The organism is Epibacterium sp. ABV4_022 (genome assembly GCF_056159345.1).
Genome location: NZ_JBSWVA010000003.1, coordinates 97,442 through 114,268, shown reverse-complemented (window position 1 = coordinate 114,268; position 16,827 = coordinate 97,442). Strand labels below are relative to the sequence as shown.

Annotated in this window: 17 protein-coding genes and 2 pseudogenes; 8 read left to right on the top strand and 11 right to left on the bottom strand. The window is 56.1% G+C overall.

Annotation, left to right across the window (positions count from 1 at the left end; genetic code table 11):
• Positions 1-225 precede the first annotated feature (225 nt).
• Positions 226-1,131 (bottom strand): recombinase family protein, encoded by a 906-nt coding sequence (locus ACXAF5_RS20320; protein WP_474947988.1) that lies wholly within the window; start codon positions 1,129-1,131, stop codon positions 226-228.
• Positions 1,132-1,358: 227 nt separating this feature from the next.
• Here ACXAF5_RS20320 and ACXAF5_RS20315 point away from each other — a divergent pair.
• Positions 1,359-1,811, top strand: a pseudogene (locus ACXAF5_RS20315) (hypothetical protein); the annotation flags it as partial.
• 21 nt (positions 1,812-1,832) lie between these two features.
• On the opposite strand, the gene ACXAF5_RS20310 reads toward ACXAF5_RS20315, so the two are convergent.
• The 4 genes and pseudogenes from ACXAF5_RS20310 to ACXAF5_RS20295 form a co-directional block, all read right to left on the bottom strand.
• On the bottom strand, positions 1,833-3,194 hold the full coding sequence (locus tag ACXAF5_RS20310) for an ISKra4 family transposase (RefSeq protein ID WP_040182552.1): 1,362 nt from the start codon (positions 3,192-3,194) through the stop codon (positions 1,833-1,835).
• 121 nt (positions 3,195-3,315) lie between these two features.
• Positions 3,316-3,855 (bottom strand): annotated as a pseudogene (locus ACXAF5_RS20305) (IS5 family transposase); the annotation flags it as partial.
• Positions 3,856-4,133: 278 nt separating this feature from the next.
• Positions 4,134-4,838 carry a copper resistance protein B gene (locus tag ACXAF5_RS20300; RefSeq protein ID WP_368999807.1) on the bottom strand — a complete coding sequence of 235 codons (705 nt, stop codon included), beginning with the start codon at positions 4,836-4,838 and terminating at the stop codon, positions 4,134-4,136.
• Positions 4,839-4,865: 27 nt separating this feature from the next.
• Complete coding sequence (locus ACXAF5_RS20295; RefSeq protein ID WP_474947987.1) at positions 4,866-6,680, bottom strand: copper resistance system multicopper oxidase; 1,815 nt, start codon at positions 6,678-6,680, stop codon at positions 4,866-4,868.
• A gap of 880 nt (positions 6,681-7,560) precedes the next feature.
• Between ACXAF5_RS20295 and ACXAF5_RS20290 the strand changes: the two genes are divergently transcribed.
• From ACXAF5_RS20290 to ACXAF5_RS20260, 7 genes are all read left to right on the top strand, one after another.
• Entirely contained in the window at positions 7,561-7,845 is a 285-nt protein-coding gene (locus tag ACXAF5_RS20290) for a copper-binding protein (RefSeq protein WP_046212316.1), read from the top strand.
• A 58-nt stretch (positions 7,846-7,903) separates the two neighbouring features.
• The gene (locus ACXAF5_RS20285) at positions 7,904-9,166 is read left to right on the top strand and encodes an ABC transporter ATP-binding protein (RefSeq protein ID WP_474947986.1); all 1,263 of its coding nucleotides are present in this window, start codon (positions 7,904-7,906) and stop codon (positions 9,164-9,166) included.
• Positions 9,163-9,624 (top strand): hypothetical protein, encoded by a 462-nt coding sequence (locus ACXAF5_RS20280; protein ID WP_046212314.1) that lies wholly within the window; start codon positions 9,163-9,165, stop codon positions 9,622-9,624. Before ACXAF5_RS20285 ends, ACXAF5_RS20280 begins: the two co-directional genes overlap by 4 nt.
• A gap of 115 nt (positions 9,625-9,739) precedes the next feature.
• Positions 9,740-10,309: a c-type cytochrome gene (locus ACXAF5_RS20275; protein WP_046212313.1), complete on the top strand. Its 570-nt coding sequence runs from the start codon at positions 9,740-9,742 to the stop codon at positions 10,307-10,309.
• A gap of 1 nt (position 10,310) precedes the next feature.
• Positions 10,311-11,210 carry a c-type cytochrome gene (locus ACXAF5_RS20270; RefSeq protein WP_474947985.1) on the top strand — a complete coding sequence of 300 codons (900 nt, stop codon included), beginning with the start codon at positions 10,311-10,313 and terminating at the stop codon, positions 11,208-11,210.
• 328 nt (positions 11,211-11,538) lie between these two features.
• The gene (locus ACXAF5_RS20265; protein WP_040182552.1) at positions 11,539-12,900 is read left to right on the top strand and encodes an ISKra4 family transposase; all 1,362 of its coding nucleotides are present in this window, start codon (positions 11,539-11,541) and stop codon (positions 12,898-12,900) included.
• Positions 12,901-13,007: 107 nt separating this feature from the next.
• Entirely contained in the window at positions 13,008-13,163 is a 156-nt protein-coding gene (locus ACXAF5_RS20260) for a hypothetical protein (RefSeq protein ID WP_274836171.1), read from the top strand.
• On the opposite strand, the gene ACXAF5_RS20255 is transcribed toward ACXAF5_RS20260, so the two are convergent.
• From ACXAF5_RS20255 to ACXAF5_RS20230, 6 genes are all read right to left on the bottom strand, one after another.
• Entirely contained in the window at positions 13,160-13,609 is a 450-nt protein-coding gene (locus tag ACXAF5_RS20255) for a DUF411 domain-containing protein (protein ID WP_274836172.1), read from the bottom strand. The two genes, ACXAF5_RS20260 and ACXAF5_RS20255, sit on opposite strands and share 4 nt — an antisense overlap.
• Positions 13,610-13,612: 3 nt before the next feature.
• On the bottom strand, positions 13,613-14,524 hold the full coding sequence (locus ACXAF5_RS20250) for a sterol desaturase family protein (RefSeq protein WP_274836173.1): 912 nt from the start codon (positions 14,522-14,524) through the stop codon (positions 13,613-13,615).
• Between the two features lie 48 nt (positions 14,525-14,572).
• Positions 14,573-15,235: a TVP38/TMEM64 family protein gene (locus tag ACXAF5_RS20245; RefSeq protein ID WP_274836174.1), complete on the bottom strand. Its 663-nt coding sequence runs from the start codon at positions 15,233-15,235 to the stop codon at positions 14,573-14,575.
• Between the two features lie 3 nt (positions 15,236-15,238).
• Positions 15,239-15,688 (bottom strand): DUF6010 family protein, encoded by a 450-nt coding sequence (locus tag ACXAF5_RS20240; RefSeq protein WP_274836175.1) that lies wholly within the window; start codon positions 15,686-15,688, stop codon positions 15,239-15,241.
• Between the two features lie 97 nt (positions 15,689-15,785).
• A complete protein-coding gene (locus ACXAF5_RS20235; protein WP_274836176.1) occupies positions 15,786-16,226 on the bottom strand; it encodes an ion channel in 441 nt (146 codons plus the stop codon).
• A gap of 86 nt (positions 16,227-16,312) precedes the next feature.
• On the bottom strand, positions 16,313-16,783 hold the full coding sequence (locus ACXAF5_RS20230; protein WP_274836177.1) for a rhodanese-like domain-containing protein: 471 nt from the start codon (positions 16,781-16,783) through the stop codon (positions 16,313-16,315).
• Between the last annotated feature and the right edge of the window lie 44 nt (positions 16,784-16,827).

Here is a 16,827-nt window from a genome sequence, read left to right as displayed (position 1 = left end):
CTGCCCTCTCGCTTCCGAGACATCGCGTCTTTGGCGTGTTCACGGAAATTGACGTTTTTTGCCTCGTTTCCGTGACTATTGGCGCAAGAGTCGGATTCGCGCAAGGTTTTTCCACATCTAGTGGGCGAGCGCAGCTGAAACACAAGTATGTTCGGCCTGTGGCCTTCGCGTACAATGCGGCAACGTACCGGATGAGAATCCGCTGCGGAGCGGCAATCACGTCAACTACTTGCTCATCGCATTGTCATTTTCTAGCAACGCAAGTTGTTCAGCCCGCTCCAGCAGCATCTTCACAGAGGACGGTTGCCATTTGGCCCGTCCACGCGGTGTGCGTTCGCGCATAGCTTCCAGCCGGTCGCAGATCGCCTGCAGCGTGATTTCGGGGTCCGCGCCTTTGATCGCTGCGACGATGGCCGGCAGGCGGTCATCGGTTTCGCGGCGTCCTGCGCGGCCAAGCACCTCGGCAGGCAGGAATCCGTCTCTGACATATGCCTTCACGGCGCGGAGCAGGCGGCTTTGGGTCCAATGACGATCTGGGGGCAGGGGGCCATTGATAATCCGCAGGACGTCTTCCCAAGCCATATCGGGGCGCAAGCGGCGCACATGGGGCATCCAATCCTGCGCGGTCTCGTTCAGGCGCTCCATGTAGCCGTCCTGTCGCGCCAGCCGCACCTTGCGCAGCGCAGCGGGATCCTTGGCGCGTAGCCCAGGATTGCCACCAACGCGCCCTTTGGCGCGCGCAGAGGCAAGCCCGGCCTTTGTGCGTTCGCGGATCAGAGCGCGCTCGAACTCGGCCGCAGCGCCTAGAACCTGCAGCGTGAACTTGCCTTGTGGCGATGCCGTGTCGATCGGGTCCTGCAGCGAGCGGAAGAAAGCCCCCTTGGCCTCCAGCCGTTCGATCACTTCCAACAAGTGCGACAGAGACCGCGCAAGCCGGTCGATCCGCACAACGACCAGCGTGTCGCCGCTCTGGACACGTTCGAGCACGCGTGCCAGCACCGGTCGTGCGCGATTGCCGCCAGAGGCGTGCTCTTCAAAGATCTCGACGCAACCCGCAGTTTGCAGGGCCTCAGACTGGGGCAGGGGGGTCTGATCCTCTGTGGAAACACGGGCGTAGCCTATCAGGGGCATGAAATCGGGCTGTTTGCAATTTTAGGTATCGCTATTAAACGACCGTTTGAAAACGAATGCAAGCAAGTGATCTCTTGTCGTGCTGGTGCACAATCCCCTTGGTTTTCTTGCACTGAGCGCGATCTGAGAGGTTCCGCCGACAGTCGCGCGTCCGTACTATACAAAGAGCGCGGGCAACTGCCACAAAATCGCTTGGGTAATGTGCATAATATAGATATTTTGCACATATGAAGCCGCAAGCATCTACTTTTCCTGATGATTTTGACGACCCCCTCATCACCACCGAGGGGGATGTGGGGGCTCACGAGGACGACCTCTGGTTCCTGCCGGGGCCGCTCGAAGAAGAACCGGATGATTTGCCGCCCGGGCCACGGGCAGAACCGTCCGACATTGCTGTCATCGACGACTGGGCAAAGGCGGAAGCGGCTCAGGCTGCGCGGCTGGCAAAGGTGGCTGGACGCCTGGGTGCGCTGGATGACCGCTTGCTGCGTGGCCCGGATGGCTGGCGACACAGACTGGCACTGATCGAGGCGGCAGACCTCAGCTGGCTTGCAGGGGATCGGGTGAGTTCTGACCGCCTCGCTCTTTGGATATCAATGCGATTGTCTGGCGCACAGGATGACCCGAATGCCTTGGCAAGAGTTGGCTGGGCTGTTCGCCGCCTGATGGGTGGTCCGGGGGGAGTGGACAAAACATGGGGGTCATGCGGCGCGTTTTCTGTTTGCGACGGTCAGCCGACCATCGAGAACTGCGGCCCTTGTGACGGCTACTCGGTGAGCCCCTTTGGGCGACCACCGCATCCTTCTGCGCTTTCCCATGCGGGCATTGGCAATGTCATCGACTGATCCTTCGGCACGAGATGACGAGATGGGCAGCCCGTTACGGTACCGTCGGCCATAGTCGACAAGGGATTCCATGTTGTTCGCGAGATAGGTGTACAGTGTCCCGCATCGGGCCTGCACACGAGCGGCAGCGGTGCGGACAGCCAAAGGTTCTTCCGCAAGGCGGGTGCAATCGTGCATGAGCCCTTTCAGATAAGTTTCCGCGACCCGTGCTCTGCCATGCCACAGCCACCAGCGAAGGCTTTTCGCGGGGCGCTGGAACAGCACCGGAATTCCAGTGAATCCCGGTATCTGGACCAGACCCTGAACGGCGGCCTCGACATGTCGAATACGCATCGAGATGTGCCACCAGTCGAGGATATGCTTCACCTGGCCGTCGCCACCCATGGCATTCCGTATGAGGTTCGGGAGAGCAAGCTCGCCATCAGAGATTACCGTCAACAGACGGCCCGGCTTCCATCCAAAGTCTGACAGCTCTTCTCGCATCCGGCTGCCTGGCGATGCCGTCGCATTGGCGACCAAGCCAAATCGTCGGCACATATTGCGACTTTCAATCTTACCGACCACAAGATCCAGGTGTCGCTGCTGATACTCCGGTCGACAGCGGATATGCGCACCGTCCAGAAAAACCGTCAAACCCCCTTTGGGAAGTGCTTCAGCGGGATCGCCTGATGCCCTTCGACTTTTCTCGAGCCCCGCGGCTACTCTTCCCAACCGGTCACGCACCGTGGTGTGATGGGGCGGATGGCAGGGGAGGAAGCTTTTCATCAGCCGCGCGGCTTCGCGAAAGGAATGCCGGGACCCGAGTTCCGCATGGAGCCGCTGCAGCTCCGGGGTAGCCCGGTCAGGAAAGAAATAGGCCAGCGGAGAAATAGGTCCGCCTGGCATCGCCGCTGACCTGGCATCACACGAACAGCGGCGCAAGCGCGCGGCTTTGACCCGAACCCGCCCAAAGAGCGTGTCGAGATCGCGCGTGCGATAGTCATGAATGGCACGAACCGAGGCGCAATCCGGGCATACGCGGCTTTCTCGGATGATTTCCTCAACCTGATCGCAAAGAATTGCCCGCTGAATCTGTTCGACAACCCTCTTCCCATCCTCGAGGCGCAACCCGATCCCGTCTGGACAGGTCACCCGGTAGGGTCGTGAAATGCCGTCAAGCTGATGAGTGCGCTTCTCCCCGTTGTCGAAGGTAGTTTCGATTGTAATCCGTACGTCCATGGCAGCCCCACACGCAAAGAACTCACCTTAGCACGGGCCGCAACGACGAAGATGACCCCCATGTTTTGTCCACTCCCGCCAAACGCGTCGCGTCTCAGATTAAAGGGCAACGCGACAGCTCCAGCAGGTCAGGCAACATCGGCGCGTCGCCGACATTGCTTGTGGTGACCCCGACTGCGCGGATCTCCAGTGTTTCCTCGTCCATACCGAGGTGAAGCTTGCGCCACAGGCGCTTCTTTGGGCCGCCATGCTTGCGCGCATTCCATTCGCCTTCACCTTCGGCCTTGATCCCGGTCGCATCAATCAACAGATGGAGAGGCCCCGACCCGCCACGATAAGGGATGGCGACGTTCAGCGTCTTCTGGCGGCGACACAGAGTGCTGAAGTCGGGAACTTTCCAGTCAAGCCCAGCCAAACGCAGCAGGCTTTCGACGAAGCCCGTTGTCTGCCTCAAGGGCATGCCGAACAGTACCTTCATCGTCAAACAAACCTGGATCGCTGCGTCGCTGAAATCGGGTTGACGCCCCCGCTTGCCTGTCGGCGGCGCTTACCACGACATCTCGGGATCAAACCAGATTGATAGCGAACCGCGCTGCTTCAGCGCCGTGTTGTACGAAGGCCAGTTCCTGGTCTTGTACTTCGTAGGGGACCAACTGCTCATGCACCGTTGCTACCCCACTGGATTCACACAGTGAATCCCTTACACCATTTGTGCAACAAAGCCTCGCTGAAGTATCCTCTTTTCATCGACAGTCTTCTCAGTCCGAGAGCAGGCTCACTTGAAATCGAGGAAGTTTGATACGAGAAGGTCAATATCGCGCAGAATCTGAGTCTTCCTTTTCCAGCACAGATGCAGATTGTTTCCTAGATCAACATGCGACCGACGGTTGATACAGTCGGATTGAACCGCCCCTTCCGTTCAGAAGGGGCGGTTTCGCGTTAAAACATCAGACGCGTCCCAAAAACAATAGAGGTAACGCCGTTTTCTTCTCCGCTTGCACGAATAAGATCAGCCGTCCCACCGAAGGACTTTTCGTAGTTAACCCCTATGTAAGGTGAGAAGGAACGATCAATCAAATCATAGCTCAGCCGCAGCCCAGCTTCGATTGTTGCACCACCCGAAGCTTGATCATAAGCAAGATCATCCTCAAGGGGAACCGTTACTTCGATGCTAGGTGTCAAGATGAGTCGATTGGTAATTAGACCCTCATACTCCGCCTCAAATCGAAAGAACGAATGATCGGACAAAAAGAAGTCAGCATCAACCTCTAGGAAACCAGGAGCAAGACCTTTAAGGCCTAGCACCGCATTATACCGATCCGGTAATCCGTCGGGTGTACTTGCCTGAACACCGACAACGCCGTCAAAGAAAGTCGAAATCGGGAACTGTAGCCGCAGCTGGTTTTCCAAGCCTTCGAAGTCGCCAGACCCTTCCACGATTTCAGCTTCGCTCCGCCAAACGAACTTCAACTCGTCTGTTCCAACGACGAAATCGAAATCCCAGACAAAGACGTTTTCGCCGTTGTCACCGTCTCGATATTCGAACTGCTCCGCCTGAAACCCGTAGATGAGCGGTTCGGCTTGAGCCGTCGAAGCGGCTGCAAGCATCATGCCTGCAGCGCTAGCTATCTTTATGTTTTGCATTGATCTTTTCCTTCGTATTCGAGGCACTTATGCCGGTCGGCCGCGCACCACGACTTTGCGGAACATGCCAGCATCAGCGTGGTATGAGAGGTGACAGTGGAACGCCCACTGACCGGGTTCGTCGACCTCCACATCTATGTCCACCGTCATGGCGGGGTTCACATTGACGGTATGTTTGATGGGGTTGCGAGACCCTTTGCCCACATCCACGAGCGACCAAAGGCCGTGTAGGTGCATCGGGTGCGCCATCATCGTTTCGTTGATGAAGCGAATGCGCACGCGTTCTCCGTAATTCAGGACGATCGGCTCTGCATCATTGAATTTCACATCGTTAATCGACCAGATGTAGCGCTCCATGTTCCCCGTAAGGCGCAATTCGATGGTGCGCGACGGCTTCCTGTACTTGTATTTGGGCCGCGCAGCCGTGAGGTCGGCATAGGACAGGAATTTCCCACCATTGTAGGCCCTCGGTATCAAACCGCTGCCATTGGCATAGGAGGAGTCGACGCTGCTGGGCTCCGTCATGCCACCCATATTGGAATGATCCATGCCAGCCATATTGGAATGATCCATGCCAGCCATATTGGAGTGGTCCATACCGGCCATATTGGAATGATCCATACCGGCCATGTTGGAATGATCCATGCCAGCCATGTTCTGCATCACATGACCCTCCATGCCCATTCCACCCATCATTCCGCCCATGTCGGCCATAGTGAGAAGTGGTTTCGGCCGCATCGCCGGCACAGCGCCTGCCATACCTTCTCTTGGTGCCAGAGTTCCCCGCACCATGCCGGTACGTCCCACCGATTCCGCGATGATGCTGTAAGCTTTGTTCTCACGCGGCTGAACAATGACATCGTAGGTTTCGGCTACAGCAATACGGAGTTCGTCTACCTTGACCGGCTTAACATCATTCCCGTCCGCTTGAATCACGGTCATTTTGAGCCCCGGAATCCGCATGTCGAAATAGGTCATCGCGGACGCGTTGATGAAACGCAGCCGAACTTTCTCACCCGCTCGGAACAGGCCGGTCCAGTTCTGCGATGTGCTCTGGGCATTGATTGACGCAGTGAACCCTTGAACGTCCTCGATATCGGTCGGCATCATGCGCATTCTGCCCCACATCCCGCGTTCCTGCAGGGCTGCTTGCAGACTGTCAGCGCGCGAGTCTTTTATGAGCGTCTGGAGCGTGCGCTGCGACCGATTGTAGTAGTCAGGCATCCGCTTGAGATTGCGCATGATTTTTTTGCCGGAGTGTGGGTGATTATCTGCCAACTGAACGACATAATCGCGATCTGCCCGCACCCGTTCGCCTCCGCGAGGCTCGATCACAATGGCCCCGTAAGCACCGTCGGGTTCTTGGAACCCGGAATGGCTGTGAAACCAATAGGTGCCAGCCTGGGTGATCGGAAACCGATAAGTGAAGGTCTCTCCCGGGGGGATTCCGTTGAAGCTGATCCCAGGTACGCCGTCTTGTCTAAACGGCAGGATTAGCCCATGCCAGTGAATGGAGGTGGTTTCGTTTAGATTGTTTTTGACGTTGATCGTGACTTCTTCACCCTCCTTAAAACGGAGGACGGTTGGGAACTGACTATTGTTGTAACCGACACCCGTCTTACGGAAGTCTCCCGTATCGATCCGCACCCGATCGACTGTAATGTCATACGTTCCTTTGGATGTAATCGTAGGGTTTTGATGAGCCTGCAAAGCAGATGGCATTGCAAGAGCCGCCGCGGCAGCCAAACCGAATTGTCGCCGGGAAAGGCTACCCGACAAATGCTCCGATGTACTCAGAGCAGTGTCCGAGCGTGCAAGGAATTTTGCGCTAAAGAGAGGCATTTTCTTTTCCTCATTAGTGAGATTGTTGGAATCTGTTAAAGAGCAACATCTGAGATCGGGTGACCGGTTTCTGCGGCGTTGCGAAAAAGCCTACCGGCAACCGCCCTCAACGCATGCAGAAGCACGGACTAAGCGCTGTTCGCAGTTAACTACACGCACAGAGCCACCTGCAGATCGGATGGGATGTCAGGAACGCGGAGGGGGCGACTTCACTTCGAGTGTTCGACTCTCGGCGCTCTGCGCCTCAAGCTTATGAGCATCAAAAACTGTCACAAGACCTGGCGCACAAGGCGTCGGAGGCGTTGTGGAAATAATCGAACAGTACGCCATCGAGCCAAAGCACGCAGTGTCATGACGCCCTTGCTGGTCAGTAACCAGCGCAGCATGCCCTGAGTTATCTTCCGCGCAAATTTCCTCGAACGTTAGAGGCGGGCTCTCAACAGCAACAGACACAGTTGGAATGAGCGACAAAACAAAAAAAGCGAGCGACAAGACGCAAATTATCTTGGTCATCCATTCCAGCCGCATAGGTCTCTTTCTCCAGTGTTCCGACCAACTGCTATCGGTCGTACTCGTCGATGTAAACCTTACAAATTGATACATTTCAAACCGGCCCAGTGGTATTGATTTGGTTGGGGTTTTTAGCTTTATTAAGAATAGGCAGTCACCGTTCACAACTGAGTATGTCATGGGACTTTGAAGGTAGAAATGACGAGGTCGCCCTTACTGTCATCGTCAAAACGGCCGTTCGGTCAGACTTGGCAGCGAGAGTGAGTTCCCTCGGCGGTTTACAACAAAACCCAAAAATTGCCTGTTTTGAAATTAAGAAAGCCTCGACACTAACAATCGATCTTGTGCCTCTCAAAGGAGCATACAAAACATGAAAATTCTCTCACTCGCGGCCGCTTTGGCAGTTACTGCAACAACATCATTTGCTGGCGGCGACCATGATATGTCGATGGGCACCGTCACGAACTTGGACCGCAAGTCGAATGTGGTGACGATCAACCACGGCCCGCTCAAAAACATCAACATGCCCGCGATGGAAATGGGTTACGCGGTTGCCAAGCCTTCGATGCTGAAAGGCCTTCGCAAAGGCTCCCAGATCCATTTTGTCGTCGAGCAAGTCAATGGCCAGTACATTGTAACAGAGATTATGAAGTAGAAAACGTCATGTTGAGACTCCAGGGCCGTTACTCTGCTGGCCTTTTTGAGGAAATACAATGAGTGCGCCCCTGGAAATCGACGCGTTTACACTTTCCGGTCTTTCCGGCTGGACGCATCATATTGCAGACACATTGGGATTTCACATCAGTGAAAACCCGCCTCACTGGCTACATATGGCGCTGCACTTTATTCTAGTCGTTGCTCCACTGGTTGCTCTATTTGGTTTCCTGGTATTTTTAGCTCAGATTATCAAAAAAGCGGCTCGGAACAGTCTGTTTTCCGATGAAGATCGCGCTGAGTTTGTGCTTGTTCGCAATTTGATAGGATTGCGCTGGCACGAACAGGTTACCGTGATCTTCCTTGGTGTGTTGGCACAGCCAATTCTATATGCGACCCTCGAATTGCCGAAACGCATTGTCAATGGTGCTATCGAATCAAATCATTTTCCCATCGAGATTCTTAGCGGTCAGTATACGCAACTAGAGTACCTCGGGATCTTGTCAGGCCTATATCTTATTACACTGATTGCGAGTGGAGCAATTAAATATTGCATAAATGTCAAAAAGGGGCAGATCGGAGAGCGAACACTTTTGAGGCTTCGTCTGGTGCTTTACCGGGCATGGCGCCGTGCACCGGAAGGACAGCGCAGAACCGAAATCATCCCACTATCGACGAGCGAAATAGAGCCCATCGGAGGGTTTGCGGGAGAGGTTCTGGCAACACCTGTTTTCCAAGGCGGTACATTGATCACGGTCTTGTTGTTTATGTTCATTCAAGATCCGATATTGGGTGCAGCGGCGATGGCACTCGTCCCTGTTCAGCTGTTCATCTTACCCATTTTGCAAAGGTGGGTAAACAAACGGATGAGACTCCGGATTCGTGCTGTTCGCGCATTTGGAGACATTCTTGGTGAGCAAACCGGCGATGTGTCCGGCCGAAACATAACTCGCAGAACACTTTCAGCAGCTCACCGGCTAAGAAACACAAGACTCGACTTGCAGCGCGCAAAGTATTTGCAGAAAGCAATCAGCAATTTTCTAATGTCATTGACGCCCTTTCTACTCTACTCAATTGGAGGTTGGCTTGTCATTGAAGGCCGATTATCACTAGGGGCCTTGGTGGCAATAATTGCAGCCTTCAAAGATTTTTCCAGTCCTTTCCGGGAACTCATTCTCTACTACCAGAATTCGTCCGATGTCAGACTTCGATCAAGAGAGTATGAAAATTTCTTGATGAAATGTGGAAGTCTAACCCATGGGCCGAGCGTGAAGCAGTGGAGTAATCGTCCACAATTCTCTGAAATCGAAGGAGCTTCATGATGCGCTTTGCTCGGCTAGCTTTGGTGATGGGACTAATTTGGTCGACGGTGGCTGTTCTGCCTGCACACGCGGATGGCGTCGAACAGTCCTTGGAAGGTCTTCACGGCATCTACGTGAGCAAACTGTGCGTTGCCAGCGGTCTTCAAGATGGCGACGCTGAGATTGAGATGGTGTTCGAGAACATTTCCGCCGAGATGGTGTTCCTAGATGGTGTCGCATCCGATGTGTCTTTGGGTGGTGAGTTATACTTCAAAGATCTCGTGGGTTCGACGATCACGCAGAATGGATTTGGCGTGGATGAAGGAGAAATACTTGATGTCTCGAGTTCCCACATCGGCGCGCGATTGACTGATCTCAAACAAGATCTCAGCCCAGGCGACCATCCAACTGTTTTCTTGAACTTCAGGCACGGAACGCTGGAGGTCACGGCACATGTATTACCGCGAGGTCAATGCTGACCGTGACCGAGGCACAAAAACTTCTCAGTGGCGTAAACGGAACGTCGATTTGATTCCGTCATCGCGAAGTTGCTGCATCTCACCCTCATCAAACAATCCCCATGGAGATATACAAATGAAAAAGACCACCCTTTTACTCTCACTAGCCGCGATTTCCGCCGCAAGTCTCGTATGGGCGCATGGCGGTGCCACAGGGATCGTAAAGGAACGCATGGACGGCATGGTGGCTATGAGCAAGGCGACAAAGGCGATTACACCCATGATGCGCGGTAACGTCGAATACAATGCCGAAGCTATCCGAGAATATGCACGCACGATCGAGGAACATGCCGGAGAAGCAATGACAAAGCTTTTTCCCGAAGGGAGCGGTGGCATGCCCTCCGAGGCGAAAGACGATGTGTGGACCGACTGGGAGCAGTTTGAAGTTCTTGCCATGCAACTGGAGAGCCTTGGCAAAGGTCTCGGCCAAGCTGCCGAAAATGGCCTGGCGGCATCAGGTTCTGCGGACGGAGCTAGCACTAATATGATGGGGACCGGCGGCATGATGGGCACCGGCAGCATGATGGGCGCGGGCAGCATGATAGACATCGAGATGCTTGCGCAGATGCCAGCCGACGCGGTCTTTGCAAAAGTCGGCCAAGCATGTTCGGCGTGTCATACAAAATTCCGCGCCGAGTCCAACTAACATGAAGCGCTTATCTATTGGCCTTGGCTTGTTTGCCGCCCTTGCGGTGATCGGCTTTCTTGGGCTCGCTGCTTGGCCGATTTCCCGAACTCCGTCGCCTTCACTGGCGACTCTGGACGGCAATGTTCAGAATGGAGCCTATCTTGCGAGAGCATCCGGCTGCATCGCTTGCCATACCAACCCAGAGGGCGGCGCTCCTCTGGCAGGTGGTATAGCTCTGGAGACGCCATTTGGCACATTGTATTCGCCAAATCTAACGACAGATCCTGTTCACGGGATCGGGGATTGGACAATCGACCAGTTCGCAGTCGCGGTAAGGCAGGGCATATCCCCGGAGGGAGAGCCCTATTATCCCGCTTTCACCTATCCGTTCTATGCGGACTTCTCAGATCAGGACATCGCGGATCTCTGGGCGGCATTCCAAACTGTGCCACCGGTGGCGGAACCTTCTATCGCGCCAAATATGATGTTTCCGTTCAATCAGCGTGCGGGTCTAAAGTTGTGGCGCGCAGCATTTATGTACGACCCTGATACGGAACCTGTGGAGGGCAAAAGCGATAGTTGGAATCGTGGCAAATGGTTGGTCGAAGGAGCGACTCACTGCAGTGCGTGTCACACACCGCGCAACTTGGCTGGAGGGCGCAAGGAAAAAACGGAGAAGTTCGCTGGTTCAGACTTGATCCCAGGTGGAGGTAAAGCGCCTGCGATCGACACAGCGTCGCTTATGAATCAAGGATGGGACGCGGACAGTTTGGCCTATGCATTAAAGACCGGTCTTACCCCGTCCGGGGATGCCTTTGGCAACGCCATGGGAGAAGTCGTTTTACATGGAACCCAGTTTCTCAGTACCGCAGATCTTGCAGCCATGGCCGAGTACTTAATGGATCAACCCAGAAAGTGAAACCAGCTGAGGTATTTGATGGGTCCAATAAAACTCAGTTTCTGCGTTGGTGTCCACTTATCAAGCGGAATTTGACGTTAGCACTGCAAGAGACGTTGGACCGATTTAAACAGAGGGAGCAAGACTATGGACAAGTCTACCAACCAGCCGCCCCTAAATACCAGTTCACAAAGCACTGATCCGGAGGCGATGCTGTCAACGAACAGAGGAGCATTTCTCGGCTTCTTGATGAAGCGATTGAAGGACAGGTTGGGAGTGGACAAAACATGGGGGTCATCTTCGTCGTTGCGGCCCGTGCTAAGGTGAGTTCTTTGCGTGTGGGGCTGCCATGGACGTACGGATTACAATCGAAACTACCTTCGACAACGGGGAGAAGCGCACTCATCAGCTTGACGGCATTTCACGACCCTACCGGGTGACCTGTCCAGACGGGATCGGGTTGCGCCTCGAGGATGGGAAGAGGGTTGTCGAACAGATTCAGCGGGCAATTCTTTGCGATCAGGTTGAGGAAATCATCCGAGAAAGCCGCGTATGCCCGGATTGCGCCTCGGTTCGTGCCATTCATGACTATCGCACGCGCGATCTCGACACGCTCTTTGGGCGGGTTCGGGTCAAAGCCGCGCGCTTGCGCCGCTGTTCGTGTGATGCCAGGTCAGCGGCGATGCCAGGCGGACCTATTTCTCCGCTGGCCTATTTCTTTCCTGACCGGGCTACCCCGGAGCTGCAGCGGCTCCATGCGGAACTCGGGTCCCGGCATTCCTTTCGCGAAGCCGCGCGGCTGATGAAAAGCTTCCTCCCCTGCCATCCGCCCCATCACACCACGGTGCGTGACCGGTTGGGAAGAGTAGCCGCGGGGCTCGAGAAAAGTCGAAGGGCATCAGGCGATCCCGCTGAAGCACTTCCCAAAGGGGGTTTGACGGTTTTTCTGGACGGTGCGCATATCCGCTGTCGACCGGAGTATCAGCAGCGACACCTGGATCTTGTGGTCGGTAAGATTGAAAGTCGCAATATGTGCCGACGATTTGGCTTGGTCGCCAATGCGACGGCATCGCCAGGCAGCCGGATGCGAGAAGAGCTGTCAGACTTTGGATGGAAGCCGGGCCGTCTGTTGACGGTAATCTCTGATGGCGAGCTTGCTCTCCCGAACCTCATACGGAATGCCATGGGTGGCGACGGCCAGGTGAAGCATATCCTCGACTGGTGGCACATCTCGATGCGTATTCGACATGTCGAGGCCGCCGTTCAGGGTCTGGTCCAGATACCGGGATTCACTGGAATTCCGGTGCTGTTCCAGCGCCCCGCGAAAAGCCTTCGCTGGTGGCTGTGGCATGGCAGAGCACGGGTCGCGGAAACTTATCTGAAAGGGCTCATGCACGATTGCACCCGCCTTGCGGAAGAACCTTTGGCTGTCCGCACCGCTGCCGCTCGTGTGCAGGCCCGATGCGGGACACTGTACACCTATCTCGCGAACAACATGGAATCCCTTGTCGACTATGGCCGACGGTACCGTAACGGGCTGCCCATCTCGTCATCTCGTGCCGAAGGATCAGTCGATGACATTGCCAATGCCCGCATGGGAAAGCGCAGAAGGATGCGGTGGTCGCCCAAAGGGGCTCACCGAGTAGCCGTCACAAGGGCCGCAGTTCTCGATGGTCGGCTGACCGTCGCAAACAGAAAACGCGCCGCATGACCCCCATGTTTTGTCCACTCCCCCAAACGCGTCGCGTCTCAGATTAAAGGGCAACGCGACAGCAGATCATTGAAATTGTCGGCATCCGCCGCGCCGAGGATCGGGTGATGGCGGGGATCGTTACGGGTCTTCTGGAGGGCACAGTCGTCGACTTTGCCGCCCGTCTCCAGCTGACGCATGAGGCGACCTACCGTGCGCTGCGGGCGCTTGTCGAGGCGGGCCGGGTCACAAACCCGTCCCGTGGGACCTACCGATTGGCCTAGCTGTGACTGGCAAAGACCGATGTCGCGCCATCGGGCCCGACAAGCAGCGTATCAAACGTATCACCGGCCCCGGGACCACCCATGCCGGGGGAACTCATCGGCATACCCGGCACGGTGAGCCCGCGCGCCGCCGGTTGCTCTGCGAGAAGCCGGGCGATGTCTTCTGCCGGCACATGGCCCTCGACGAAATAATCGCCCACCACGGCGGTGTGGCAACCGGCCAGTTCCGGCGCGATCTGGAGCCTGTCTTTCAGCGCATAGAGGGCGTCCTGCTCGACATCCTGGACCTCGACCTGGAATCCGGCCTGCCGGACATGATCGACCCAGGCGGTACAGCATCCGCAGGTCGGGGATTTGACAACCTTTATGGCCGGTGCGGTATCGGCCATGGCCGGAAGCGCGATTGTGGCGGCAGCGCCGGTCAGTAGAAAGGTGCGTCGTATCATTCATCAATCCTTTTCTTCGGTATCTGGAATATTGGTCTTATCGGACTGGGAGTCGAGCGCCTGTTCGGACTGCGGTTCGCTATTCCCGGACATATCGAGCGCATATCCGCTTGCTGGTCCCCGGATCGGCTGAACCAGCATTCTGTCGATCCACAAATCTCGCGTCGTCCGAAATTGCTCGATACCTATTTCCATGCCGGTGTGTCCCTTCGCAGGTTGCGCGACATAGGTCCCGAGAAGCCGATCCCACCAAGGCAGGTTGAAACCGTAATTCGAGTTCGTTTCCCGCGGATCGACCGAATGGTGGACGCGGTGCATATCGGGGGTGACGATAATCCACCTCAGCCAGCGGTCGACGGACGGCGGCAGACTGATATTGGCGTGGTGGAACAGGGCCGTGGCGTTCAGGATCACCTCGAACAACAAAACCGCGACGGCAGGGGGTCCCAGGGCAGCGACGACTGCGAGCTTGAACACCATCGAGATCAGGATCTCGATTGGATGAAAGCGCAGGCCGGTCGTTGCATCGAATTCGAGGTCCACATGATGCATGCGGTGCAGGCGCCAGAGCGCAGGAATGGCGTGAAACATCACATGCTGCAGGTAGATCGCGATGTCGAGCAGCAGCATTGAGACGAGCACAGCCGCCCAGAACGGGACCTCCACGGTGTTGAACAAACCCCAGCCACGGTCTTCGGCGGTGACTGCGAGGCCCACTGCCAGAATCGGAAAGGTCAGACGCAGGATTGCCGTATCGATCACGACAAGCGCGATGTTGTTGGTCCACCGGATGACACGCGGAATGTCGCGCCGACGACGAGGAGCGGCGATTTCCCACAGCGCCATGGCCGCAAGGACGCCGAGGAACACCGTCAGGCGAATGGCCGGTTCCGAACCAAGGATCGTCTCGGTCATGTTTTGACCTCGTATGTTTTCAAAGCCACTTGAGAATGACTGGCCATGTCAACTCTCCTTCCGTTGTCTGCCGGTCTTTCGCGTCGCGGCGAAGAGAACCGACAGGCCGGTAAAGGCACCGAGGGCAAGCGCGGTCCAGGTGGCGGTGCGGGTATCTCCGTTCATCGCCTGGCTGCCCGTGTGAGCGAGGAGAAAGCTCGCCGGGATAATCCCGGCCATTGTGGCCAGCGCGAACCTCCAAAGGTGCAGCTTGCTCAGACCGGCAGCGTAACTGATCATGTCGAAGGACAGAAATGGCAGCAGGCGGCTGCCGAAGACCAGAAATGTCAGCATGTTCTGCGACCCGAACAGCCCCGTGTTTATCTTCTGACCGAGATGACGCTCAACAAACGGTCGGCCCAGGCTGCGCGCCAGACCAAAGGCGATAAGCGCGCCGAGTTCCGCGCCAAGAACGACGAGTATCGTTCCAAAGGTATGTCCATAGGCGGCTCCGGCAGCGAGAGCGATGGGCGCGGAGGGCAGTGGGCTCGCCACGATAGCGAGTGTCATAAGCGCGACGATGACAATTGGACCGGCAAGACCTGCGGCCTCGATCCAGCGGTCGATTTCCGCGCGAGAGGGCAGGCGAATATCAATGCCGAAGACATCCGGGAATGCCAAGGCGACAGTTCCGACAGAGATCACTGCAAGAAGAAGTACACGCCACTTCACGGTTCAAAACACGCCATAAAGCAGGATAAAAAAGGCCGCTGCGAGTAGGTCGAAGGCAACGCAAAACGGAATGTACCAGTTCGGAACGCTGGCGAGACGGCGAGACTTGTGGTGCAAGATGTCCCACAAGGCGTGCAGGGCCAATCCCAACGGGAGGAAGGCCCAATGCCATATCAGCCCCAAGAACGCCGCCAAGGCGAACAAAAGAGCGACGGCGAGCTCTGCCCAAAACACGCGGGGATTGCCGTCCGCGGCGCCAAAGCCAATATAGGCGCCACCGATCAACGCAAGCGTGATCGAAGCAAGAGCCACCGAGGTTCTCTCATCCAGAAACAGGTGAGCCGGCAATGACAGCAGGACCAGGAACGCACCGATCCGCACGGGAAATTTCATGATATCGCTGTGGCGATGTCGGGATGCGGGATCGCCGGTTTTTTCGATTATCTGTGCCATAGCTTGGTACCTAGGGATTCCAGCTACTGGAAGGTCAAGGGATATTCGGACAGGCGCGCATTGAGGCGCTGGCTTACCCGCTCAATCCGGGTGGCTGTCATTGGGTATCTTTCGCCTGCTGCCAGACTTGCTGGCAAGCAGAGTAAAGAAACGTCGCCGACCAAGTCAGCAACATGAAGCCCAAAAGCGATTGGAGCATCAGCAATAGCCGAAAGGGCCCCGCCACCTCGAGGGACGAATAGCCAAGAGTCGAAAAGGAGATGCCTGTCACATAGAGAATATCCTCAAACAGCGGCGGGCTATTGCCGAACGATTGCGGCAGTAAGTTTTCCACCACCATCGCGTTGAACAAGGCAAGCGTGACAAGTTCCAGAACGTGGAACAGCAACAGGACGGAAAATGTGAGGATGATCCGCAATCCCGATCCCTCCGACCGGTGCGGAGAAAACCTCAGGATGCCCGACAGCGCGTAATGATGGACAATTCCCATCAGAACCGCAGCGCATGTTCCAACAAGCATCGCCATCGATACGGTCATTCGACCAGACCCGCCTTACTGCTCAACCAGATCAAATTGACCATATATCAGGCTCTTTTCACAACCGGGCGTCAGGCCTTCGCGGGTCAGGCCAATTCGGCGGGCAGCCCCTTCAGGGCGACAGTGATCTGAACGGTTGGCAAGCCCGATGCGATCCAGCCTTTTCCGTCGCCTGAACCCAGCATCCCCTCCGAGATATCAGCGTAGCCTGAGTAACCAGCTTGTTTCAAAGCGCGAAGCAAGGAAGCAGAGCGTCCGCCCGTCGCGCAGATCAGTCCAACGATACGATCACCGCTTAATTCCTTTGCCTTGAACAAGCGGTCCGGAAAGCCGGTCTCGTGCATGCTGATCGGCCAGACCCCGGCACCTGCACCGGTTTCTTGCCACTCGTCGCGCGTTCTGACATCGATGATCCGAGCCGTGTCCGCCTGAAGCGCGTCAAAGGCAGTCTCTGCCGACCAAACAGATCGGAACTGCGCCATCACCGGCGATGCCATTACGGCCAATATCGTCATCTGAGCACCCAGGGCAAAGCGGCGCCGGTTCAAATCAGCCATGTTCGAAAACCTCATCGTTTGATCGGTTGCGGTTCTATGCGTCA